Raw genomic sequence first — 22,037 nt, forward strand, 5'->3', positions numbered from 1 at the left:
CAGCCGCTCACATGGGCGGCCAGGGCACCGCCGGCCAGTCCTGCGACGGCTGCGGGAACCGGCCGGTGGCGCGCAGCCGCTCGATCCGGGCGGTCAGCTCGGCGACCTCGCGGAGGGTGAGATGCTCGGCCAGCTCCTCGCCGAGATCACCGGCGACCCGGCCGGCGAGCGCGTCGAGCACCGCCACCGCGTCCGGCGGCAGCGCGCGGCCGGCCCAACCCCACAGGACCGTCCGCAGCTTCTCCTCCACGTGGAAGCTCACGCCGTGGTCCACGCCGTAGATCCGGTCGTCCGGGCCGAGCAGCACGTGCCCGCCCTTGCGGTCGCCGTTGTTGATGACCGCGTCGAGCACGGCGAGCCGGGCCAGCCGCGGGTCGTCGGCGTGAGCGAGGGCGTACGGGACGCCGTCGTCGTCCCGGGCGGCGGCGATCGGGAACCAGCGGGGCGGCAGCGCGTCGACCGGCACGAACCCGACCAGCGCCTCGCCCTCGGCCGGCTCGTCGATCCAGAGCTGGCAGGAACCGGGGCCCAGCGGGCCGTCCCGGAGCACCGTCGGCGGCACCAGGTCCCACCCGGTGGCGCGGGACACCAGGTACGCGGCGACCTCCCGGCCGGCGAGCGTGCCGTCGGGGAAGTCCCAGAGCGGCCGCTCGCCCCGCACCGGCTTGTAGACGCAGCGGGCGGTCACCCCGTCCAGGGTCAGCACCCCCCGCAAGGTGGTGTTCGACGCGTCCACCAGCCGGCCCTCCAGGTCCAGCGTGCCGTCCCGGAGCAGCCGGAGCGCCGCGTCGCCGTCCTGGCGGGGTTGCAGGTCGGACGAGGTCACCGGTGGTAACCGTTGTGGCGCGGGCAGAGGTGACCCGCGGGGTCCAGCGGCTGGCCGCACAGCGGGCAGGGCGGACGGCCGGCGTTGACCACCCGCCGGGCCCGTTCGATGAACTGGCGGGTCGCCTCCGGGGTCAGCCGCACCCGGAGCCGGTCCAAGTCGTCGTCCGGCTCGTCGTCGTCGGACTCCTCGTCGTCCGGCTCGCCGAGCTCGACCTCGGCCTCGGCCTCACCGACGGCGATCGCCTCGATCACCACCGTCTCGGTGTCGACGTCGAAGGCCAGCCCCAGCGTGCCGACGCGGAACTCCTCGTCGACCGGCGTGTCCAGCGGGTCGTTGTCGCCGAGCGTGGCGCTCGGCTCGGGGACCTTCACCCCGAACCGGCGCTGGGCCTCGGAGAGCAGCTCCTCCAGCTTCTCGGCCAGCAGCGAGACCTGGACCTTCTCCAGCGCGACGCTGACCAGCCGGCCGCCACCGCGCGCCTGGAGGAAGAACGTCCGATCCCCTGGCGGCCCGACGGTCCCGGCGACGAACCGCTCCGGCGGCTCGAAGGCGTGCACCTGGTGGGTCATACCACGACCCTATCCGGCGCGCCCACACGGCGCGCACCCCACCGACCCGAATCGCCGCCCGCGCGGCACGCCCGGCCCACCGGTCGGGCAACCGGGCGCGGCGGGCCGCCCACCCGGCCCAGGGTCCCGCCGGCCGGGTCTCACCGAGCGGCCGCTCCCGCGCCGCCGCCGACCGCCGCGTCCGAGTCCGTCACGCCGGGCGCCCGCCGGCGCCGCTTCCGCGGCGGCGGGACCAGCCCCGCCAGGTCACCGCCGGTGTCGTTGAGCCGCAGCAGGAACGGCCGCAGCGGGGTGTAGCGGATCGCCGTGACCGACGCCGGGTCCGCGACGATGCGCTGGAAGAGATCCAGGTGTACGCCGAGCGCGTCCGCCACGATCGCCTTGATCACGTCGCCGTGCGTGCAGGCCAGCCACACCGCCTCGGCGCCGTGCTCGGCGGTCACCCGCGCGTCCCAGCCGCGCACCGCGGCGACCGCCCGCGCCGCCATCGCGGCCATCGCCTCACCCTCGGGAAAGACCGCGGCACTCGGATGCTGCTGGACGACCGGCCACAGCGGCTCCTTCGCCAGCTTCTTCAGCGGCTGCCCCTCCCAGCTGCCGTACCCGCACTCGATCAGCCCCTCCTCCACCACCGGGGTGGCCTCCGGCAGCGCCAGCTCGAGGGTCTGCCGGCAGCGGACCAGCGGGCTGGTCACCACGGCCGCGAGGGGCACCGGCTTGAGCCGCTCCCCGACCGCCGTGGCCTGCGCCCGGCCGGTCTCGTCCAGCTCGACCGGCTGCCGGCCGGCCAGCCCGCCGTCCGCGTTCGCGGTCGTCCGGCCGTGTCGCAGAAGCAGAAGGGTCGCCACGATGACCACCCTAGGCGGTGTCGTGGTGGCGGTGTCGCCCCGCGCCGCCGTGCGGTCGCGGCTGCGAGGCGTGGCCCGCGGGAACGCCGCTGGCCGGCACCCGACCCCGGGTGCCGGCCAGCGGCGTACGTCCTCGTGCCCGGGTCAGGTGGCGGTGATCGTGCCGGTCATCAGCAGGGCGAGCACCAGGGTGCCCAGCGCCACCCGGTACAGCACGAAGACGTACAGGGTGTGGTGGGCGACGTAGCGCAGCAGCCAGGCGATGGCCGCGTAACCGATCGCGAACGCGATGATCGTGGCCACGACCATCTGCGCGACGCTCGGGACCGAGGTGCCCGGTGCCGCCGGTTCGAAGACGTCCCCGAGGCTGAAGATGCCCGACATGACCACCGCCGGGATGGCCAGCAGGAACGAGTAGCGGGCCGCCGTCTCCCGGGTCAGGTTGAGCAGCAGGCCGGCGGTGAGCGTGCCGCCGGAGCGGGACACGCCGGGGATCAGCGCCATCGCCTGCGCGAAGCCCATGACCACGCCGTCGCGCATCCGGAAGTTCTCCAGCGTGCGGGTCTGGCGGCCCCAGTACTCGGCGAACGCCAGCACGAACGCGAACACGATCAGCGTCGTGGCGACCAGCCACAGGTTCCGGCCGGCGGTGCGGATCTGGTCCTTGAACAGGAAGCCGAACAAGCCGATCGGGATCGAGCCGACGATCACGTACCAGGCCATGCGGTAGTCGAGGCTGGAGCGCACGGACCGGTCCCACAGGCCGACGATCCAGGTGCGGCCGATCCGCCAGATGTCCTTGGCGAAGTAGATCAGCACGGCCGCCTCGGTGCCGAGCTGCGTCACCGCGGTGAACGACGCACCGGCATCGCGGTCGAAGAAGATCGCCGACGTGATCCGCAGGTGCCCGGAGGAGCTGACCGGCAGGAACTCGGTGAGCCCCTGAACGATGCCCAGGACGATGGCTTCGACCCAGGTCACTCCCCGACTCCCGAGAGGTCCAGCGCCTCGGCGACCGTACGCAGCGTCTGCACGCCGCTCTCACGGTCGGCGGCGAACAGCGTCACCGACAGGGTGGTGACGCCGGCGGCCGCGTACTCCCGCATCCGCTCGGCGATGCGCTCCTTCGGGCCGAGCAGCGAGGTCCGGTCGATGAACTCCATCGGCACCGCGGCCGCCGCGTCGCGCTGCCGCTTGGCCAGGTAGAGATCCTGCACCTCGCGGGCGGCGTCGCCGTACCCCATCCGGGTGGCGAGCTGGTTGTAGAAGTTCTGCTGCCGGCTGCCCATGCCGCCCACATAGAGGGCCGCGTAGTAGCGGACCAGCTCGGCGCAGGACGCGACGTCGTCGCCGACGACGACCGGCACCGACGGCACCACGTCGAACCCGGCCAGCTCCTTGCCGACCTTCGCCCGGCCGGCGCGGACGCTGGCCAGCTGCTCCTCGGCGAACTCCGGGGCGTAGAAGACGGCCAGCCAGCCGTCGGCGATCTCCCCGGCGAGTTCCAGGTTCTTCGGGCCGACCGCGGCCAGGTAGATCGGGATGTGCTCGCGCGGCGGGTGGAAGCCCAGGCGCAGCGCCTTGCCCGGCCCGTCGGGCAGCGGCAGCGTGTAGAACTCGCCGTCGTAGGCGACCTCCTTGCGGGCCACCGCCAGCTTCACGATGTCGACGAACTCGCGGGTCCGCGCGAGCGGCTTGCCGAACCGTACGCCGTGCCAGCCCTCGGAGACCTGCGGCCCGGACACGCCCAGGCCGAGCCGGAACCGGCCGCCGGACAGCGCGTCGATGGTCGCCGCGGTCATCGCCGTCATCGCCGGCGTCCGCCCGGGGATCTGCATGACCGCGCTGCCCAGGTCGATCCGCTGGGTCTGGCCGGCCATCCAGGCGAGCATGCTCGGCGAGTCGGAGCCGTAGGCCTCCGCCGCCCACACCACCGAGTAGCCGAGCCGGTCCGCCTCCTGGGCCAGCGCCAGGTGGTCGGCCGGCGTGCTCCACGCCGTCTGGTATCCGAGGCTGAGCCCGAGTCGCACTAGTCCTCCCCCATCCGCACCACAGGTCGCACCAGGTTACGCAATGCCGCCGCGACACCCGATCACCGGCTCACGAAAAACCGGCCTGAGCGGGGGTGCGACGACCCGGGCGAGCGGATCCGGGGACGGGCCGGCAGACTTGACGGGAGCGAGGATATCGGTGCGGCCCCGTTGGAAATAAGGTTCACGCATGCAACAGCGACCGCTCGGCCGAAGCGGGCTGGCGGTTTCGCGGCTCGCGCTCGGCACCATGACCTGGGGCCGGGACACCGACGCCGACGATGCGGCCGCCCAGCTGAAGAGCTACCTCGACGCCGGCGGCAACCTGATCGACACCGCCGACGTCTACGGCGACGGCGACGCCGAGTCGGTGATCGGCTCCCTGCTGGGCACCCTGGTCCCCCGCGAGGAGCTGCTGATCGCCACCAAGGCGGGGCTGCGGCCGGGCAGCGGCCGGCGCCGCGACGGCTCCCGCAGGCACCTGCTGCGGACGCTGGACGCGTCGCTGCGCCGGCTCGGCACCGACCACGTCGACCTGTTCCAGGTGCACGGGTACGACCCCGACACGCCGCTGGAGGAGACCCTCTCGGCGCTGGACCACGCGGTGGCCAGCGGGCGCGTCCGCTACGTGGGTGTGTCGAACTTCTCCGGCTGGCAGACCGCCCGCGCCGCCGCGTGGCAGGCCGCCTGGCCCGGCCGCGCCCCGGTGGTCGCCGCACAGGTGGAGTACTCGCTGCTGGAACGCGGCATCGAGCGGGAGGTCCTACCGGCCTGCGCGGCGCTCGGGCTGGGCGTCCTGCCCTGGTCGCCGCTCGGGCGGGGCGTGCTCACCGGCAAGTACCGGCACGGCCGGCCCGCCGACTCCCGGGCCGCCTCGCCGCACTTCGAACGGTTCGTCGCCACCTACCTGGAGCCGCGCTGCTCCAGCATCGTGGAGGCGGTCGCCACCGCCGCGGGCGGCCTCGGGGTCTCCCCGATGGAGGTCGCGCTCGCCTGGGTCCGCGACCGGCCGGGCGTGGTCGCGCCGATCCTGGGCGCGCGGACGGTCGGGCAACTGCTCGGCGCGCTCCAGGTCGAGCGGATGACGCTGCCCGACGAGATCGTGACGGCGCTCGACGACGTCTCGGCGGTGGAGGTCGGGTACCCGGAACGCGACGGCTGACCGGGGCCGGGCGGGGTGTGGCTGCCCTGCCGCGGGTCAGGGCGTCGGACGCTCACCGGGGATGTCGTGGACGGCGGCGAGGAAGCGCGACTGGTCGTCCCGGGTCGCCGGGTTGACGATGCGGATCCACGACCCGTCGTCGAAGACGATGGTCGACGGGAACTGCATGAGCCGGGCGCCGCCCTCGGAGTCGATGCGGGCGATCCGGTGCCGCTCGACGCTCCACAGCACCTGCGGCCGGCGGCGGTCCGGCCGGCCCTCGTCGGGCCGGCGGCCCATCCGCAGCAGGAGCAGGTGGGTGTCGGTCACCGCGAGCGGAGTGCCGGTGTAGCGCTCCAGGAACAGCAGCAGGCTGCCGGCGAGGGTCGCGAGGTCGCCGCTGAAGACGTACCGCCGGCGGTAGGCGATCTCGGCGAGCTGGTCGGCCAGCGGACGGTAGCGGCTGAGCCGGAACAGCGTGCGGAAGGCCTCCTGCTCGGGGGTCAGCGGCAGGGGCTCGCGCGGCTCGGCGGCCTGCGGCGGGGCGGGACGCTCCGGCCGGTCACCGGCGCTCTCGGGCAGCCCGGCGGCGACGGCGGCGGCCTTGCCCGGCAGCAGCAGGAAACCGGCGGCGATCCGGACCGGCGCCAGCACCGCCTCCACCCAGGCCACCGGGTTGACGATGTTGAGCAGCCCGAACAGGGCACGGGGATCGAGAGCCTCGGCGACCTCGGCGCCGACCCGGTCGGCGAGCTGGCTGCCTGCCCGGTGCGTCTCCGGCGTGCGCACCGGCGCCAGGCCGACGTAGCGGAGCTCCTGGTCGGGCACGAGCGGGGCGACCAGGGCTCGTTCCGGTTCGTCGCTGGTGCGGAACTCGTCGCGCAGCTCGCGGGCCTTGTCCCGGGCGGCCCGGGCGCCACCGAGCACCGCGTCGGTCAGCCGACCGAGTCGACCTCGTGCTCCGGTCACGCCGTACCTCCTCGATCGGCCCTCACCGGCCGGCCGGTTGCGTCGCGGGCGGCTGCCCGAACACATTCTGGTCGATCCAGTCCGCGCCGTCCCGCACCGCCTCGTCGATCTGGTCGCCGACCTGCTCAGTGCCCGGTACCGAGAGGCCGCTGACCACGGCGACGCTGCCCCAGGTGACGCCGTGCACCACCGAGTTCGGGACGTTCCACGGCAGGTTGGTGGCCAAGTCCCGGCCGATCATCCGCGCCCCGTCGCTGAGGCCGTGCGCCCGCAGCGCGCCGAGGCGCTCGAAGGTGCTCATGTCGAACGGCGACCCGGACTTGCCGAGCTTCCAGGTGCCCTTCGTCGGGTCGAGGTACTTGTGGAACCACTTGTCGGCCTCGCCGGCGAGGCGCCGCTTGTCGGCGTACTTCAGGCCGGTGCGCAGCGCCTTCTGCTTGTCGACCAGCTTGTCCAGGTGGTTGCGCAGCTTGCGCAGGTGGTAGAGGACCCGTTGCAGCAGCTTGATGACCTTCTGCAGGTGCGCGGCCAGGGGCCGGATCACCTTGAGCATCCGGGCGAGGGCGATCATGCCCCGGGTGACCCCGAGGGCCAGGCCGGCCGCCCAGGACGCGCCGGCGGTGAACGGCGCCATCAGCAGCGCGGTCACCAGCGTGACGAGCAGGAAGTTGACGAACTCGACGCAGATGTCGACCAGCACGTCGTGCACGGTCTGCAGGGCGTCGGCCGTGCCGCGCAGGTACTCCGCCGTGGCGGCGAACTGCTCGGCCACGTCCAGCAGCTGCTGCTCCACCTCGGCCAGCCGCGTGCCGTACGCCTCGCCCGCCGGCGAGCGCCAGCCGGCCTGCTCGGCCTCGCGGACACCGCGGTGGCTCATCGCCAGCTCGCGCACCTCGGCGGCGAGCGCGTCCCACTCGGTGGCCTTGGCGCGCAGCGCGGCCGGCTCACCGTCGACGAGGTCGACGAGCTGGATCAGCGGCCAGGCGAGGGTGCGGCAGACGCTGTCCACCGCGCGGTCCACCCCGGACAGAGCGTTGTCGAGGCCGTTCCACAGCTCGACGGCGGTGCCGGCGGGCCCGCTCACCGGGCCATCCCGCTGCCGATCGCGCGGAAGCCCGCGTCGATGTCCTGCTCGTTGCGCTCGTACGTCTCCGCCGTCGCGCCCAGGGCGGTGCCGACCCGCTCGAACGCGTCCCGGCCGGAGCGGAACAGCTCCATTCCCCCGCTGACCTGCTCGGCGTACTTCGCGCGGAGGATGTCGCTGGCGAACGGCAGGTGGCCGAACGCGTCGTCGGGCAGGTCGCCCGCGGACACGACGCGGCTCTCCAGCGCGCCGAGCGACGCGGCCACCCGTTTCGCTGCCGCCTCCAACCGTCGTACCGCGTGCACGTCGACGTCGATGTCCGCCATGCGTTCCTCCCCCACCCGTTGCGGGCGCTCCGACGATACGATCACGCCGCCGTCGGTCGCCACCCCGCCCGGCGCCGCACAGGGGAAGGTTTCGCATGAGTGACCCGCTGTCCGCGTTCGACGCGCTCGCCGGACGGATCGCCGACATCCAACGCCGCTTCGCCGGGCTCCAGGAGGATCTCGCCGAGCTCAGCGGCACCGCCATGGACGACTCCGGCCTGGTCACGGCCACTGTGGACGCCGCTGGCGAGCTGACCGGCCTGACCTTCGCACCCGCCGCGCTCCGCGCCGGCACGGAGGAGCTGGCGGCGATGGTGCTCGCCGCGTACCGGCAGGCCCGGTTGGCGGCGGCGGAGCGGCTCACCGACCGGACCGAGGGCCTGGAGGCGACGCTCGGCGCAGGTCTCGGCGACCTCTTCGGCGAGCCCGGCGACTTCTCCGCGCAGGGCCGCCGCCTGGAGGAGGCCATCGACCGGCTCGGCCGCCTGGATGGCCGGCTGCCGGGGCCGCCGGCATGACGTCGGGCTGGCCCGACCTGGTCGCCGGGCTGCACGACACGCTGAGCCGGTGCGACCGGGACACCGACCTGGACCTGGCCGCCGGCGACCGCCGGCTGCACCTGATGGTGCGACGGGACACCGTCCGCGGGGTGTGCCCGGGGTACGACGCGGGTCGGCTGGCCGGTCTCGGCTGGCAGGCGCCCGGTACCGGCGGCGGCTGGTGGTTCGAGACGCCGCGCACCCCGCCCGCGCTGCGGTGGTGGAGCGACTTCGCGGTGCGGACCGCGGCGGCGGTGCTGACCGATGACCCGGGTGAGCTCTCGTGCCGGGTGACACCGCCAGCGTCGGACGGGGCGGTCCGGGAGCGCCTGGCGGAGGCCGCCGGACGCCGGGACCTGGCCGGCTACCTGGCGGTGCTCGCCGGGGCGGTGGTGTGCGTGCCGCTGACGGCGGAGCCGTCCCCGGAGCGGGGCTTCCCCTGGGCGGTCGTCACCGACCCCGGCGGGGCGCCGCTGCTGCCGGTGTTCACCTCGCCGGACGCGCTGACCGCGTTCGCCGGTTCGGGGGTGCCGTTCGTGGCCGTACCCGGTGCCGAGCTGCTCGCCGACTGGCCGGACGGGCGGTGGGGGCTGGCGGTGGACGCCGGCGGGCCGACGGCCCTCGCGCTGGCCGCGCCGGCCCTGACCGCGCTGCTGGCGGCGAACGTCCCGACCGCGTAGCGGCGGGTGCGGCGGTCCGCCGGACACAGCGGCGCGGGTCACCCGCCGGGGGGTGGCGCCGGACCGCCGGGCTGGGCAGCATAGATCCCATGGACTACGAGTACGCGCCGCTGCGGTTGCCGCCGAATGTCGACCGGTTGACCGCCGCGGCGCAGCTGGCGATCCAGGCGGAGTTCTCCGGATGGGAATTGGCCCGGGTGCGGCTGTTCCGGGACGGTACGCGGCAGGTGGTGCTGCGCCGTCGGCGGATCAACCAGCCGCAGCCGGGCCTGTCGTACTGAGGGGCCCACCCGCCCCGCCGCGCCCGGGGCCCGCACCGCTCGGTCGGGCCCCGGGGCGTCGCCGCCTGGCCGGTCGCCCGGTCAGTGGGCGTGGTCGTGCTCCTCGTCCTCGAGCTCGAGGAACGGGTGCTCGTCGAGCCGGCCGACGAGGCGGTCGTCGGGGGCCGGCTGGAACGGGCCGACCGGGTCGTCGTCGTCGAAGGACTCCAGGTCGACCGGGGCGGCCACCTCGCTGACCATCACGACGCCGTCGAGCGGCTCCAGCTCCGGGACGTCCAGCGCGGCGAGCGAACCGTCCCCGCTCTGCAGCAGCTCCAGCACGGCCTCGCCGACGCCCTCGACGGGCGCGGGCTCGTCCTCGGCGGGAGTGCCGGCACGGCGGGCCGCCTCGGCGGCGCGGATGAGCGCCGAGACGCTCGGCACCCGGTAGTCGCGCCGCTGGCGCACCGAGATGACCTGGGGGTGCGGGTCGGTCGCCTCGACCGCCTCGAGGCCGCCGAAACGCTGGTCGGCCTCGTTCGGGTCGATCGACTCCACGTCCCAGGGGGTGACCTCGCCGAAGGCGTCCATCATTTGCTCGTCGTAGGCGTACGACGCGTTGTTCAACGCCACGTACGCCTGCCAGACGTCGTCGTCGTCGATGCGGCCCTGCGCGGCGCGTACGGCGGCCAGGTGGTGGCGGGCCGCTTCGATGACGCGTTCGAGGGCGGCGTCCAGCTCACCGTGCTGGTCGGTCATGTGTGGCGTCCCTTCGATGTTCGGGGAGATACCGCGCCGGGAATCGGGCGCGGGTCAGCAGTTGCGGAGGAACCGGTCGAGAACCCGCACGCCGAACTGTAGTCCGTCCACCGGAACCCGCTCGTCGATGCCGTGGAACAGCGCGGAGAAGTTCAGGTCGGCCGGCAGCCGCAGCGGCGCGAAACCGAAGCAGCGGATCCCGAGCTGGGAGAACGCCTTCGCGTCGGTGCCGCCGGAGAGCATGTACGGCACCGGCCGGGCACCCGGGTCCTCGGCGCGCAGCGCGGCGGACATCGCCTCGACCAGGTCGCCGTCGAAGGTGGTCTCCAGCGCCGGCTGGCGCTGGACGTACTCGATGGCGATGTCCGGCCCGACCAGCTCGCGCAGCTGCCGCTCCAGCAGCTCCGACTGGCCGGGCAGGCTGCGGCAGTCGATGGTGGCGGTGGCCCGCCCGGGGATCACGTTGTCCTTGTACCCGGCGGCGAGCCGGGTCGGGTTGGCGGTGTTGCGGATGGTCGCCCCGATGATGTTGGCGATCGGGCCGAGCTTGGCGATGGCGGTTTCCGGGTCGTCCGGGTCCAGCTCGATGCCGAGCACCTCCGACACCTGCTCCAGGAACGCCCGCACCGTGTCGGTGACCACCACCGGGAAGCGGTGCCGACCCACGCGGGCGACGGCCTCGGCGAGCGCCGTGACGGCATTGTCGTCGTGCACCATCGAGCCGTGGCCGGGGCGGCCCTTCGCGTGCAGGCGCAGCCAGTCGATGCCCTTCTGGGCGGTTTCGATCAGGTAGAGCCGCCGGCTGTCGTCCACCGTGTACGAGAAGCCCCCGACCTCGCCGATCGCCTCGGTGCAGCCGTCGAAGAGGTCCGGATGCCGCTCCACCAGGAAGTGCGCGCCGTAGTCGCTGCCGGCCTCCTCGTCGGCGGTGTACGCGAGCACGATGTCCCGGGGCGGGCGGACGCCGGTGCGCTGCCAGTGCCGCACCACGGCGAGCACCATCGCGTCGAAGTCCTTCATGTCGATCGCGCCGCGGCCCCACAGGTAGCCGTCGCGCAGCTCACCGGAGAACGGGTGCACCGACCACTCGTCGGCGTCGGCGGGCACCACGTCCAGGTGGCCGTGCACGAGCAGGGCGGGGCGGCCCGGGTCGGCGCCGGGGATGCGGGCGACCACGTTCGCCCGGCCGGGGGCCGACTCGTGGAGCACCGACTCCACGCCGACCTCGGCGAGCTTCTCCGCCACGTACTCGGCCGCGCGGCGCTCGCCGGCGCTGGTGGCGTTGTCGCCGGTGTTGGTGGTGTCGATGCGCAGCAGGTCCCGACAGAGGTCGACGACCTCGTCGGTGGGCGAGGGGTGGGCGGAGGCGGCGTCGCTCGTCATCGGTTCTTCATACCGCACGACCTGGGCCGGTCGTCCCGGGGGCGGCCGGCCACGCCGGGCCGGACCGGCCCGCCCGGACGGGGCGGGCGGTTTCACGATCACCGCGCTCGGGTACCGGCGGTCGGCGACGGCATCCCCGTGCTTCGCCCGCCGCCCGAAGGAGGGCCCCATGACCGTTCCCCTGCCCCCGCTGCCGCCCACCGGCGAGGACGAGCACTACCGGCCCGGCGGGCGCAGCATCGCCGACATCGTCGACACCGAACACCGGCAGCTGTGCGAGCTGGTGCGGCGGCTGACCGACCCCGACCTGGAGCCGGCCCCCGAGGGCGGTCTGGAGGTGCTCACCGCCGCGCTGTCGCGGCACCTGTCCGCCGAGGAGCAGTACCTGCTGCCGGCCGTCCGGGCCGCCCGCCCGGAGGACACCGAGCGGGTCGACCGGGTGATCGAGGGGGACGCCGCGCTGCTCACCGCGCTCAAGGCGATGACCGCCGACCGGCTCGCCGACGTCGCCGGGCGGGTACGCCGGCACGTCGAGGAGGTGGGCGCGCTGGTGCGGGGCCTGCGGGAGGTGGCCACCACCGAGGAGCTGATCCGGCTGGGCAACCGCCTGGAGATCGCCGAGGAGGCGGCGCCGACGCGGCCCCATCCGGGCACCCCGGCCACCCCGCCGTGGAACCGGATCGTCGAGCCGGCCGTCGGCGTCGTCGACAAGCTGCGCGACGCGGTGACCGGACGGCCCACGTACCTGGGCGACCTGGCGGAGCCGACGCGCGAGTGAGTGGTCCTGCACACATCGCAAATCGTTGATCCGTCCGAACCCTTCCCCCGGCCGCCGCACCGCCCTACCGTCTGTCTATGAACCTGGAGCTCCGCCACCTCCGGGTGGTCTGCGCGATCGCCGAGACGGGCAGCGTGACCAAGGCGGCCTCGACGCTCGGCCTGGCACAGCCGGCGCTCACCGCCCAGCTCCAGCGCATCGAACGCACCCTGGGTGGGCCGCTGTTCGAGCGCGACCGGCGCGGCGCCCGCCCCACCGCGCTGGGCGAGCTGGTGCTCGCCCGGGCCCGGGTGCTGCTGCCGGCGATGAAGGGCCTGCAGGACGAGGCGGCCCGGCTGGCCGGCGCCGGGGACGCGCCGCGCCGGTACCGGTTCGGCGGGGTCAACAGCCCCATCCTCGGCCGGCTGGTGCACCGGCTCGCCGCCGAGCAGCCGCACGCGCAGATCACCACGTACGCCTCGTGGTCGGTGGACGAGCTGGCCCAGCTCGTCGCCGGCGGCCGACTGGACTTCGCGCTCACCGGCGTCTGCGGTGACTCCGCCCCGTCCGGCGAGTTCGGGCTGTGCTGGCGGGAGGTGTCGATCGATCCGGTGCACGTGCTGCTGCCGGAGACGCATCCCCTGGCCGACCGGGACGAGATCCGCCTGGAGGACCTGCGGGACGAGCAGTGGGTGGCCGCGCCGGGCGACGGCTGCTTCGGCGACTGTTTCGCCGCCGCCTGCGCCCGCGCCGGGTTCACCCCGCGGAAGGTGTACGAGGCGGACGTGCGCGGCTGCCTGGACCTGGTGGACGCGGGCGAGGCGATCGCGCTGTGCCAGGCCACCTTCCGCCCGGTGGCCGGCCTGGTGACCCGGCGGCTGGCCAGGATTCCGCTGCGGTGGCGGCTGATGCTCGGCTGGCACCCCGACGCCCCCGCGGCCCTCGTCGCCGACCTGGTGCTGGAGACGGCGCTGGCCGCGTACACCGACTCGCTGGCGGCGCACCCGGCCTATCTGGCCTGGCTGCTGCGCAACCCCGGCTTCGGGACGCGGGGTCCGGCGGCCGCCGGACCGGTCGCGGGGGTGCGAACGGCCTGACGTCGGGTATCAGACGGGCATGACCGACCTGTACCCCGCCGCCGACGACCGCGAGATCCTGCGGCAGGCGGCCGCCGCGCACACCGCCGCCACCAGCGACGTGGAGGCGTTCCTGCGCCGCCTGCCCGAGGTGCCGAGCCCGGCCGACGTCACCGAGTACGCCAACCTGCTCACCCGCGAGCAGGAGACCCGCGCCGACCGGGACGCGGCGACGGACGCCGCCGGCCTGACGATCGCCAGCCTGGAGTCGGACCAGGGCTGAGCACGACGGCGGCGCCCGGTCACCCGGGCGCCGCCGTACCGGCTCAGCGCTCCACGAGGACGTCGTGCCCGAGGTCCAGCAGGGAGTGGCGCCACTCGTCGTCGGCGTTGCCGCGCGGCGGCTTGGCGTCCATCAGATCCTGGATCAGGTCGAGGGTGTCGCGCATCGTCTGGATGTCGTCCGGACTGAGGTCCACCTTGCGCTTGCCCAGGATGCGCAGGATGTGCCGGCCGGGCTCGGGCAGGTCGAGGTCCGGGTCCGGCCCGAACGCCTCCTCGCCGGAGCCCCGGATGAGCAGCCACTGCCGCAGCTGTTCGGACGGCATGTTCACCTGCTCGTGGAAGGCCTCCCAGAGCTCCTCCACCTCGGGTTCGACCCGCTGCTCGCTTACCATCAGCCCTCCTTCCCCCGGTGGTCGGACGCCGCCGGGTCCGGCTCGTCGGTCTGCGGGCCCAGGCCCTCCGGCGGCACCTGCACGCGCGCGGGGTTGGCCGTGGGCGGCGCCACGATCGGTTCGGTCGGTTCGGTGTCTTCCCGGCTCTCCTCCGGTTCGGTCATCTCCGCCTCCGGCTCATCGGGGGTGCGAGGTCGCGGCGGCGGTGTAGCCGCGCTCGCCCGCGGTGACGTCGAAGGTGAGCTGCCCGTCGCGGGCGTCCACCGTGACCTTCTGGCCCGGCGAGATCTCGTTCTCCAGCAGCATCCGGGAGAGCCGGTTGTCCACCTCGCGCTGGATGACCCGGCGCAGCGGCCGGGCGCCGAACTCCGGCTGGTAGCCGTGCTCGGCCAACCAGTCGATGCCGGCGGTGGTGAACTCCAACTGGATGTCCTGCGCGTGCAGCCGCCGGCGGGTCTCCTCCAGCAGCAGCCCGGTGATCTGGCGCAGCTGCGCGGCCTCCAGCCGGCGGAAGATGATGACCTCGTCGATGCGGTTGAGGAACTCCGGGCGGAAGTTCTCCTGGAGCCGGCGCATGAGCCGCTCCCGCAGGTCGTCGCTCTCCCCGCCGCCCGGCTCGCCGGCGCCGAAGCCGACCGCCCGCTGCGCGCCGGTGATCAGCTCCGAGCCGAGGTTGCTGGTCATGATCAGTACGGTGTTCTTGAAGTTCACCGTACGGCCCTGGCTGTCGGTGAGCCGCCCGTCGTCGAGCACCTGGAGCAGGATGTTGAACACGTCCTGGTGCGCCTTCTCGATCTCGTCGAGCAGCACCACCGCGTACGGGCGGCGGCGCACCGCCTCGGTCAACTGCCCGGCCTCCTCGTACCCGACGTAGCCGGGCGGCGCGCCGACGAGCCGGCTGACCGTGTGCCGCTCCTGGAACTCGCTCATGTCGACCCGGACCATCCGGTCGGCCTCCCCGAACAGCGCCTCGGCCAGCGCCCGCGCCAGTTCCGTCTTGCCGACGCCGGTGGGGCCGAGGAACAGGAAGCTGCCCATCGGCCGGTTCGGGTCGGCCAGGCCGGTCCGGGAGCGGCGCACCGCCTCGGCGACGGCGGTGACCGCGTCCTCCTGACCGACCACCTTCTCGTGCAGGAGGCCCTCCAGCCGCAGCAGCCGGTCCCGCTCCTCCTCGGTCAGCTGGTTGACCGGGATGCCGGTGGCCCGGGACACCACCTCGGCGATCTCCTTCGGTCCGACCTCCGGCACCTGGTTGGATTCCCCCTCGTCGCCGCGCGCGCGGCGGATCTGCTGCTCCAGCTCGGCGATCCGGTCGCGCAGCGTGGACGCCTTCTCGTACTGCTCGTCGGTGACGGCCTGCTCCTTGTCCCGGCGTACCTCGTCGAGCTGCTGCTCCAGCTCCCGCACGTCGGCGGCCGGTGTGCGGGTGCGCAGGCGAACCCGGGCGCCGGCCTGGTCGATGAGGTCGATGGCCTTGTCGGGCAGGAAGCGGTCGGTGATGTACCGGTCGGACAGTTCGGCGGCGGCCACCAGGGCCTCGTCGGTGAAGCGGACCTGGTGGTGGGCCTCGTAGCGGTCGCGCAGGCCGCGCAGGATGGCCACGGTGTCCTCGACGGTCGGCTCGGGCACGAAGACCGGCTGGAAGCGGCGGGCCAGCGCGGCGTCCTTCTCGATGCTGCGCCGGTACTCGTCCAGCGTGGTCGCGCCGATCACGCGCAGCTCGCCGCGGGCCAGCGCCGGCTTGAGCATGTTGGACGCGTCCATGCCGCCCTCGCTGCCGGCGCCGCCCGCCCCGACCAGGGTGTGGATCTCGTCCAGGAAGACGATGAGCTCCTCGCGGTGCGCGCGGATCTCGTCGATGACCTTCTTCAGCCGCTCCTCGAAGTCGCCCCGGTACCGGGTGCCGGCGACCAGGCCGGGGAGGTCGAGCTGGATCACCCGCTTGCCGAGCAGGGTCTGCGGCACGTCGCCGTCGCAGATGCGCTCGGCGAGGCCCTCCACGATCGCGGTCTTGCCGACGCCGGCCTCGCCGATCAGCACCGGGTTGTTCTTGGTCCGCCGGGAGAGGATCTCCACCGCCTGCTCGATCTCGTCGGCGCGCCCGATCACCGGGTCGATCTGGTCGTTGCGGGCGAGCTCGGTGAGGTCCTGGCCGTACTGGTCGAGGGTCGGGGTGCCCCGGTCGGGCCGCGGACCGGCCATCGGTCCGCGTTCGGCGTTGGCCGCCTGGAGCGACTCGGGCTGGATCCGGCCGGCGGCGAGCATCCGCCCGGCCGGCGACTCCGGGTTCAGCGGCAACGCCATCAGGATGTGCTCGGGACCGATGTAGTTGGCGCCCATGGCGCGGGAGAGCTGGTGGGCGTCCAGCAGTGCCCGCTTGGCGGCGGGGGTGAGCGAGAGGTTGGCCGGGACCTCGCCGCCGGGCGCCCCGTCCCCGCGCCCGCCGAGTGCGTTGAGCAGGGTGTCCGGGTCGGCGCCGGCCCTCCGGACCAGATCGCGCAGCGACTCGCGTTGCAGGGCGGCCCAGAGCAGGTGGTCGGTGTCCAGGTCGTTGCTGCGCTTCTGGGCCGCCCGCCGGGCGGCGTCGGCGAGCATCTCCCGGGCGTCGGCGGTCATCAGCCGGGTGATGTCGACCCGGTGTGCGGGCCGGCGCCCAGCCTCGCCCCGGCCGAAGTACCGGGCCAGGAACTCGTCCCAGGGGTCGGAGCCGAAGTCACCGGGTCCCATCATCTCTGTCCTCCGCTGGCTCGGGCGCGGCACGGTCGCCAGGGGCTACCCGGCGGTCGCCGGGACAAACTCCGCCGGGTGCCACGCCGGGGGTGCGCGGTGGCGGTGCCGCCGGGTGGCAGGCTGGCGGCATGGACGAGACGCCGCTGCTGATCGTGGACGCCGCCAACGTGGTCGGATCCCGGCCGAACGGGTGGTGGCGGGACCGGGCCGGGGCCACCGCCCGGCTGCGGGACAGCCTCGTTCCGCTGGCCACCTCCGGTGTCCTGCCGGAGCTGCCGCCGCCGGCGGAGGTGGTGCTGGTGGTCGAGGGGGCGGCCCGGGGCGTGCCCTCCGTGCCGGGGGTCCGCGTGGTGGCGGCCGACGGCTCCGGCGACGACGCGGTGGTCGACCTGGTCGCGGCCGCCCCGCAGCGCCGCCGACTGGTCGTCACCGCCGACCGTGAGCTGCGCGAACGCGTCGCGGAGCAGGGTGCGGAGGTGCACGGCCCGCGGTGGCTGACCGACCGGGACACCCGCTCCCGGGAGTCCCGTTAATCGGACTCCCGGAGCTTCCGGGCGGCAACCGGTCAGTAGGGAAGGAACACTGACAGGGCGGATGTTCTCTCCCCGCTGCCGATAGGCTCTAATGGAGACCTCCCCGCCCCCAGGAGGTTCCGCCGTGGCGAGCGTCGCCGAGCTCAAGGCAGCCATCGATGTCGCGCTCCAACAGATCGGCGACGGCCAGAGTGCCGTGCAGGCGGCCGGTGAGAAGCTGGCCGAGGCGCAGCAGACCCTGGCCGGCGCGCTGGAGGGCAGCGGGCACGAGACGGTCGAGGCCGCGCAGGCCTCGCTGACGCAGGCCGGCCAGGAGTTGGAGGAGTGCCTCGCCGCGACGCTCGTCGCGGTCGAGCAGGCGCAGCTGTACGTCGCGACCCTCTGAGCGCCGCCGTGTCCATCGTCGAGGATCTCGGCGCCCAGGTGCGCGCCGTCGCCGATGACCTGCCGCTGGGTCAGCTCTCCCAGGCCCTCGAACGGTTCGGGCTGGCCGCCGAGCGGCTGCGCTGGGTACGCCAGGAGTCGGCCGACCCGATGGGCGTCCCGGAGCTGTCCAGCGCGATCGAGCACGCCGAGACGGCCGGGTACGCCCTGCGCGTCGCCCAGGAGCAGCTGTCCGCGTACCTGGCGGCGATCGGGCTGTCCCCCGACGGCGCGCCCGCCCCCCGGACGGAGCCGGAGCAGCGGCGGCCGAGGCACGACGCGCCCGGCGCGGCGCCGCCGCTGGTGGTCGCCCCCGAGCTGGCGGCCGACGCGCCCGCGCCGCGCTGGTGGGCGGTGCGGGTGGCGGAGCTGACCGGCGGTGGCGCGGCGTCGGCGGACCGTCCGGACGGGACGGTCGGCGACCCGGGTGACCTGCTGCGCCGCGTGGTCCGCGAGGTGCGCTCGGGCGACCGGGACCGGCTGCGGGCCGAGCTGGGCCGCGCGCACGCCGACGTGGGCCTGGGCATGGCGGCGGTGGCGCCGCCGCTGCTGCGCGAGCTGGCCGGTGAGCTGCTCGGGCACCCGCCGCGCGCCGAGGATCTGCCCCGGCTGCGCCGTGAGCTGGACGGTCGGGTCCGCGACCTGCTGCCGGGCCTGCCGGCGCCGGTGCTGGACACCCTGCTGACCCGGGTCTGCCGGATGCCCCCGCCGCGCCGCGGCGACGGCGAGCAGCCGCACGCGGCCGACCCGGCGGTCACCGCCGGGGTGCTCGCCGGTGTCCTGCTGGACCGGCTCGGCCGCGAGCTGCCGACCGCCGACGAGCGGGAGCGCCGGGCCGAGGACGCGCGGGCCGGCCAGGCGGAGGCGGACGACCGGCGGCGGGCCGCCGGGGAGCGCGCGCGGGCGGCCGACGCCGAGTGGGAGCGCCGCGCCGCGGCGGCCCGGGAGCAGGCGGCGGCCGCCCGGGCGCGGGTCGCGGCCGCGCAGCAGCGCGCCGGCGACGTACGGCGGACCGCGCCACCGTCGGTCGGCCGTCCCGGCCCGGCGGGGACCCCGGCGTGGCGTACGCCGACCCGGCGGGACGCCGATGGCTGACCGGCGGGCGCAGCTCGCCGCCCGGGTCCGGCGGACGCTCGGCGAGGCCCTCGGCGCCACCCGGAGCCGGGTCGCCGCGGCGCAGGCGGAGCTGGCCGCCGAGCGGGACTGGCTGGCGCGGGTCAAGCGGGCCGCGGCGGCCGTGCCGGAGCGGGTCGGCGCGGAGCGGGACCGCCGCCTCACCGAGATCGACGGCCGGCACGCCGCCCGGATCGCCGAGCTGAGCCGCCGGGCGGCCGACGCGGCGCGGCGGGAGGCGCCCGGTGCCGCGTCCGCCGAGTGGGCGCGGTGGCGGCCGGCCCCCGCCGGCCGGGCGGAGCCGCCGGGCGCGCTGCGCGTGGGCACGCTCGCCGTGCCCGCCGCGGATCCCGTGCCCGCGCTGGTGCCGCTGCTCGACGCGGGTCACGTCGAGCTGACCGGGGACGACCGCGCGGCGAGCGAGGCGGTGGTGTCGGCGCTGCTGCTGCGCGCGGTCGGCCGCGCCGACCCGGGCGCGGTCCGGCTGACCGGGTACGACCCGGAGCACCTGGGCGGTGGCCTGGCCGGCTTCGCCCCGCTGGGCACCGCGGGGCTGCTGACGTCCGCCGGCCCGGGCGGGCTGGGCCGGCTGCTCGACGAGCTCGTCGAGCACATCCGCCGGATCAACTCGACGGTGCTCGCCGGTGAGCACGCCTCGCTGCGGGAGCTGGCCGCCGCCACCGGCCGCCGGCCCGAGCCGTGGCGGGTGGCGGTGCTGCTCGGCGGGGAGGAGCCGTCCCGGCACGAGCGCGGCCAGCTCGACCGGGTGGTCCGCACCGGCGCGGCGTGCGGCGTACACCTGGTGGTGCGCGGTCTGGCGCTGCCGGACGACCCCACGGTGACCCGGATCCGTGTGCAGCCGGGCCGTGCCTACCTGGCGGGCGCCCCGCCGGTCGACCTCGACCCGCCGCCCCCGGCGAGCCTGGTCACCGAGACCTGCCGGGACGTGGCCTCCCGGGTCAACGCCGGCCCGGCGCCGACGCCGTTCACCGACCTGCTCCCGCCGCCGGAGGAGATGTGGCGGGAGGACTCGGCGACCGCCCTGACCGCGCCGATCGGCGAGGGCCCGCACGGCCGGCCGGTGCTGCTCACCCTCGGCGACTACCCGCCGCACGCCCTGATCGGCGGCCCGTCCGGCACCGGCAAGACCAACCTGATCTTCGCCTGGATCGGCGCGCTCGCCGCCCGCTACTCCCCTGCCGAGCTGGAGTTCTACCTGCTGGACTTCAAGGAGGGGGTGTCGTTCGCCCGGTTCGCGCAGGGCCGGCGCGACCCGAGCTGGCTGCCGCACATGCGGCTGGTCGGCATCAACGTCAACACCGACCGGGAGTTCGGCCTCGCGTTGCTGCGCTTCCTCGCCGACGAGCTGCGCCGGCGCGCCGACGCCGCGAAGAAGCACGAGGTCACCAAGCTCGCCGAGCTGCGCGCGGTCGACCCGACCGGGCACTGGCCGCGGATCGTCGCGGTGGTCGACGAGTTCCAGATGCTGCTGGCCGGCCGCGACGCGGTCGCCCGCGAGGCCGCCGACCTGCTGGAGGACCTGGCCCGGCGCGGCCGTTCCCAGGGCATCCACCTGGTGCTCGCCTCGCAGGACGTCCGCGGCATCGAGGCGCTGTGGGGGCGGCCCGCCCTGGTCGCCCAGTTCACCCTGCGCATCGCCCTGCCGAAGGCGCTGCGGATCCTCGCCGAGCGCAACGACGCGGCGCAGTCGCTGCCCCGCCACCACGCCGTCGTGAACGCCGAGTCGGGCCTGGTCGAGGGCAACGAGATCGCCCGCATCCCGTCGGCGAGCGACTGGGAGACCTGGAGCGGGCTGCAGCACCGGCTGTGGCGGATGCGCCCGCCGGACGCCGCGCCCGCGCGGCTGTTCGACGGCGACGCGATCCCCCGGCTGGCCGACGCGCCGGACTTCCGGGCGCTGTCCGCCCCGGAGACCGGCACGCTGCGGGCGCCGGTGGCGCTGCTCGGCGAGATCATCGACGTGCAGGCCCGCTCGGCGGCGCTGCGGCTGCCCCGCGCGCCCGGCCGCAACCTCGCCGTGCTGGGCACCCGCGTCGACGAGGCCTGCGCCGTGCTGGACGCCGCCGCCCGCTCCCTCGCCCGGCAGCACCGCCCCGGGACCGCGCGGTTCTCCATCGCCTGCCTGGACCCGGACGCCGATCCCGCCGCCCGGGCCCTCTACGAGGACCTGGCCGACGACGCCGCCTGGTACGACGAGGAGAGCGTGACCGAACTGATGGCCGAGACCGCCGCCGGGCTGGGTGCCCCCGGCGCCGCCGGCACCCCGCACTACCTGCTGCTGTACGCGGTGGACGCCGCCGCCGGCGCCCTCGCCACCCGGACCGGCGGACGGACCGGGCTGGAGCATCTGCGCCGCATCCTGCACGACGGGCCGGAACGGCGTACGCACGTGCTGGCCTGGTGGCGGGGCGTGGCGCGGATGCGCGCCGACCTGGGCGGGCCGGCCGCGCGCACCGACCAGATCGGAGCCTGGGTGGCGCTGGACACGCACGGCGGGGAGCTGGGCTCCTCGCTGTACCCGGGCACCGGCGGGCCGGACTGGTATCCCCGCCCGTGGCGGGGCCTCTTCTTCGACCGGGCGGTGCACCGCACCGGTCAGACGATCATCCCGTACGGGCCGGAGCAGTGAACGAACCGGTGACGAGCGAGTCGTACGTCGCACAGGTACGACGGCTCGCCGAGCTGACCGAGCGCCTGTCGGCGCAGCGCGCCGAGGCGCACGACTGGTACGACCAGCAGTGCGCCGCCGCCCGCCGGGCGGTGGCCGACGCCGAGGACCAGGTACGCCGGGCCGAACGGGAACTGGCGGCGGCGCGCGAGCTGCAGGAGCGGGTCGACGCCGAGGCCACGGTGCTGTGGCAGGAGTTGCGCGGTCGGATGGCAGCGCGGCGGGTGGGCGGGCCGCCGGGCCCGGTCGCGGGTGCCGCCGGCGACCCGGTGGTGCTGCTGGCCGCGGTCCGGGACCTGCTGGCCCGCACCGGGCACCCCGGCGAGCTGCCGGGCTCGGTGAACCCGCTGCTCGCCCTCTGCGGGGTGGCCGGCGCGCTGGTGGCGTACGCCCTGGGCACCGCGGCCCGGGCGGCGGGCGACCGGTACGGCGGCGACCTGGCGGTCGGGCTGCCGGTGCTGGCGCTGGTCGTCACCCTGCTCGGGCCGCTGGCCGGCCTGGTGCCGGCGAAGGTGCTCGCCGACCGCCGGCACGCGCTGCTGGGCCCCCGCCCGGCGGCGATCGTCCTGATCGCCGGCCTGGTGACGACGGTCCTGCTGCTGACCCTGGCCCCGTGACCCGT

At 75.2% G+C, this 22,037-nt stretch carries 25 protein-coding genes; 12 read left to right on the plus strand and 13 right to left on the minus strand.

Going from position 1 to position 22,037, the window contains the following annotated elements:
• Positions 1 to 7: 7 nt before the first annotated feature.
• The 5 genes from ACTMS0_RS21660 to ACTMS0_RS21680 all read right to left on the minus strand — a co-directional run bounded on the left by ACTMS0_RS21660 (position 8) and on the right by ACTMS0_RS21680 (position 4,276).
• Positions 8 to 826, minus strand: a complete 819-nt coding sequence (locus tag ACTMS0_RS21660; protein WP_441157073.1) for an SCO1664 family protein — start codon at positions 824 to 826, stop codon at positions 8 to 10.
• Positions 823 to 1,398 (minus strand): DUF3090 domain-containing protein, encoded by a 576-nt coding sequence (locus tag ACTMS0_RS21665; RefSeq protein WP_441157074.1) that lies wholly within the window; start codon positions 1,396 to 1,398, stop codon positions 823 to 825. The genes ACTMS0_RS21660 and ACTMS0_RS21665 overlap by 4 nt, the downstream gene beginning before the upstream one ends.
• Positions 1,399 to 1,538: 140 nt before the next feature.
• Positions 1,539 to 2,255, minus strand: coding sequence for an MSMEG_4193 family putative phosphomutase (locus ACTMS0_RS21670; RefSeq protein WP_441157075.1), 717 nt, complete (start codon positions 2,253 to 2,255; stop codon positions 1,539 to 1,541).
• Between the two features lie 135 nt (positions 2,256 to 2,390).
• The gene (locus ACTMS0_RS21675; RefSeq protein ID WP_441157076.1) at positions 2,391 to 3,227 is read right to left on the minus strand and encodes an undecaprenyl-diphosphate phosphatase; all 837 of its coding nucleotides are present in this window, start codon (positions 3,225 to 3,227) and stop codon (positions 2,391 to 2,393) included.
• Entirely contained in the window at positions 3,224 to 4,276 is a 1,053-nt protein-coding gene (locus ACTMS0_RS21680) for an LLM class F420-dependent oxidoreductase (protein ID WP_441157077.1), read from the minus strand. The genes ACTMS0_RS21675 and ACTMS0_RS21680 overlap by 4 nt, the downstream gene beginning before the upstream one ends.
• A gap of 190 nt (positions 4,277 to 4,466) precedes the next feature.
• Here ACTMS0_RS21680 and ACTMS0_RS21685 point away from each other — a divergent pair, with 190 nt between their 5' ends.
• Positions 4,467 to 5,438, plus strand: coding sequence for an aldo/keto reductase (locus ACTMS0_RS21685; RefSeq protein WP_441157078.1), 972 nt, complete (start codon positions 4,467 to 4,469; stop codon positions 5,436 to 5,438).
• A gap of 36 nt (positions 5,439 to 5,474) precedes the next feature.
• On the opposite strand, the gene ACTMS0_RS21690 is transcribed toward ACTMS0_RS21685, so the two are convergent.
• The 3 genes from ACTMS0_RS21690 to ACTMS0_RS21700 are packed head-to-tail and all read right to left on the minus strand — an operon-like array spanning position 5,475 to position 7,796.
• Entirely contained in the window at positions 5,475 to 6,386 is a 912-nt protein-coding gene (locus ACTMS0_RS21690; protein WP_441157079.1) for a hypothetical protein, read from the minus strand.
• Between the two features lie 22 nt (positions 6,387 to 6,408).
• Positions 6,409 to 7,470, minus strand: coding sequence for a WXG100 family type VII secretion target (locus ACTMS0_RS21695; protein WP_441157080.1), 1,062 nt, complete (start codon positions 7,468 to 7,470; stop codon positions 6,409 to 6,411).
• Positions 7,467 to 7,796, minus strand: coding sequence for a hypothetical protein (locus ACTMS0_RS21700; protein WP_441157081.1), 330 nt, complete (start codon positions 7,794 to 7,796; stop codon positions 7,467 to 7,469). The genes ACTMS0_RS21695 and ACTMS0_RS21700 overlap by 4 nt, the downstream gene beginning before the upstream one ends.
• 95 nt (positions 7,797 to 7,891) lie before the next feature.
• On the opposite strand from ACTMS0_RS21700, the gene ACTMS0_RS21705 reads away from it, so the two are divergent.
• The 3 genes from ACTMS0_RS21705 (at position 7,892) to ACTMS0_RS21715 (ending at position 9,296) form a co-directional block, all read left to right on the plus strand.
• Positions 7,892 to 8,314, plus strand: coding sequence for a YbaB/EbfC family nucleoid-associated protein (locus ACTMS0_RS21705; RefSeq protein ID WP_441157082.1), 423 nt, complete (start codon positions 7,892 to 7,894; stop codon positions 8,312 to 8,314).
• Complete coding sequence (locus ACTMS0_RS21710; protein WP_441157083.1) at positions 8,311 to 9,015, plus strand: SseB family protein; 705 nt, start codon at positions 8,311 to 8,313, stop codon at positions 9,013 to 9,015. Before ACTMS0_RS21705 ends, ACTMS0_RS21710 begins: the two co-directional genes overlap by 4 nt.
• Positions 9,016 to 9,104: 89 nt before the next feature.
• Positions 9,105 to 9,296: a DUF5703 family protein gene (locus tag ACTMS0_RS21715; protein WP_130400850.1), complete on the plus strand. Its 192-nt coding sequence runs from the start codon at positions 9,105 to 9,107 to the stop codon at positions 9,294 to 9,296.
• 81 nt (positions 9,297 to 9,377) lie between these two features.
• On the opposite strand, the gene ACTMS0_RS21720 is transcribed toward ACTMS0_RS21715, so the two are convergent.
• Positions 9,378 to 10,034 (minus strand): hypothetical protein, encoded by a 657-nt coding sequence (locus tag ACTMS0_RS21720; protein ID WP_441157084.1) that lies wholly within the window; start codon positions 10,032 to 10,034, stop codon positions 9,378 to 9,380.
• 54 nt (positions 10,035 to 10,088) lie between these two features.
• The gene (locus tag ACTMS0_RS21725; RefSeq protein ID WP_441157085.1) at positions 10,089 to 11,417 is read right to left on the minus strand and encodes a M20/M25/M40 family metallo-hydrolase; all 1,329 of its coding nucleotides are present in this window, start codon (positions 11,415 to 11,417) and stop codon (positions 10,089 to 10,091) included.
• Positions 11,418 to 11,586: 169 nt separating this feature from the next.
• On the opposite strand from ACTMS0_RS21725, the gene ACTMS0_RS21730 reads away from it, so the two are divergent.
• From ACTMS0_RS21730 to ACTMS0_RS21740, 3 genes are all read left to right on the plus strand, one after another.
• Complete coding sequence (locus ACTMS0_RS21730) at positions 11,587 to 12,195, plus strand: hemerythrin domain-containing protein (protein ID WP_441157086.1); 609 nt, start codon at positions 11,587 to 11,589, stop codon at positions 12,193 to 12,195.
• A 77-nt stretch (positions 12,196 to 12,272) separates the two neighbouring features.
• Positions 12,273 to 13,271, plus strand: coding sequence for a LysR substrate-binding domain-containing protein (locus tag ACTMS0_RS21735; RefSeq protein WP_441157087.1), 999 nt, complete (start codon positions 12,273 to 12,275; stop codon positions 13,269 to 13,271).
• Between the two features lie 19 nt (positions 13,272 to 13,290).
• Positions 13,291 to 13,533: a hypothetical protein gene (locus ACTMS0_RS21740; RefSeq protein WP_441157088.1), complete on the plus strand. Its 243-nt coding sequence runs from the start codon at positions 13,291 to 13,293 to the stop codon at positions 13,531 to 13,533.
• A 43-nt stretch (positions 13,534 to 13,576) separates the two neighbouring features.
• Here the strand turns inward: ACTMS0_RS21740 and ACTMS0_RS21745 are convergent, their stop codons facing one another.
• The 3 genes from ACTMS0_RS21745 to ACTMS0_RS21755 are packed head-to-tail and all read right to left on the minus strand — an operon-like array spanning position 13,577 to position 16,657.
• Complete coding sequence (locus ACTMS0_RS21745) at positions 13,577 to 13,927, minus strand: DUF3140 domain-containing protein (RefSeq protein ID WP_441157089.1); 351 nt, start codon at positions 13,925 to 13,927, stop codon at positions 13,577 to 13,579.
• Entirely contained in the window at positions 13,927 to 14,091 is a 165-nt protein-coding gene (locus ACTMS0_RS21750) for a hypothetical protein (protein ID WP_441157090.1), read from the minus strand. Before ACTMS0_RS21750 ends, ACTMS0_RS21745 begins: the two co-directional genes overlap by 1 nt.
• Positions 14,092 to 14,104: 13 nt before the next feature.
• Positions 14,105 to 16,657, minus strand: a complete 2,553-nt coding sequence (locus tag ACTMS0_RS21755; RefSeq protein ID WP_441157091.1) for an ATP-dependent Clp protease ATP-binding subunit — start codon at positions 16,655 to 16,657, stop codon at positions 14,105 to 14,107.
• Positions 16,658 to 16,785: 128 nt separating this feature from the next.
• Between ACTMS0_RS21755 and ACTMS0_RS21760 the strand changes: the two genes are divergently transcribed.
• From ACTMS0_RS21760 to ACTMS0_RS21780, 5 genes are all read left to right on the plus strand, one after another.
• Positions 16,786 to 17,190: a hypothetical protein gene (locus ACTMS0_RS21760; RefSeq protein ID WP_441157092.1), complete on the plus strand. Its 405-nt coding sequence runs from the start codon at positions 16,786 to 16,788 to the stop codon at positions 17,188 to 17,190.
• Between the two features lie 124 nt (positions 17,191 to 17,314).
• A complete protein-coding gene (locus ACTMS0_RS21765) occupies positions 17,315 to 17,575 on the plus strand; it encodes a hypothetical protein (RefSeq protein WP_168002926.1) in 261 nt (86 codons plus the stop codon).
• 8 nt (positions 17,576 to 17,583) lie between these two features.
• Positions 17,584 to 18,708 (plus strand): hypothetical protein, encoded by a 1,125-nt coding sequence (locus ACTMS0_RS21770; RefSeq protein WP_441157093.1) that lies wholly within the window; start codon positions 17,584 to 17,586, stop codon positions 18,706 to 18,708.
• Positions 18,701 to 21,376, plus strand: coding sequence for an FtsK/SpoIIIE domain-containing protein (locus ACTMS0_RS21775; protein WP_441157094.1), 2,676 nt, complete (start codon positions 18,701 to 18,703; stop codon positions 21,374 to 21,376). Before ACTMS0_RS21770 ends, ACTMS0_RS21775 begins: the two co-directional genes overlap by 8 nt.
• The gene (locus tag ACTMS0_RS21780) at positions 21,373 to 22,032 is read left to right on the plus strand and encodes a hypothetical protein (protein WP_441157095.1); all 660 of its coding nucleotides are present in this window, start codon (positions 21,373 to 21,375) and stop codon (positions 22,030 to 22,032) included. The genes ACTMS0_RS21775 and ACTMS0_RS21780 overlap by 4 nt, the downstream gene beginning before the upstream one ends.
• The last annotated feature ends 5 nt before the right edge of the window (positions 22,033 to 22,037 follow it).

This window comes from Micromonospora sp. H33, assembly GCF_052068455.1.
Taxonomy (GTDB): domain Bacteria; phylum Actinomycetota; class Actinomycetes; order Mycobacteriales; family Micromonosporaceae; genus Micromonospora.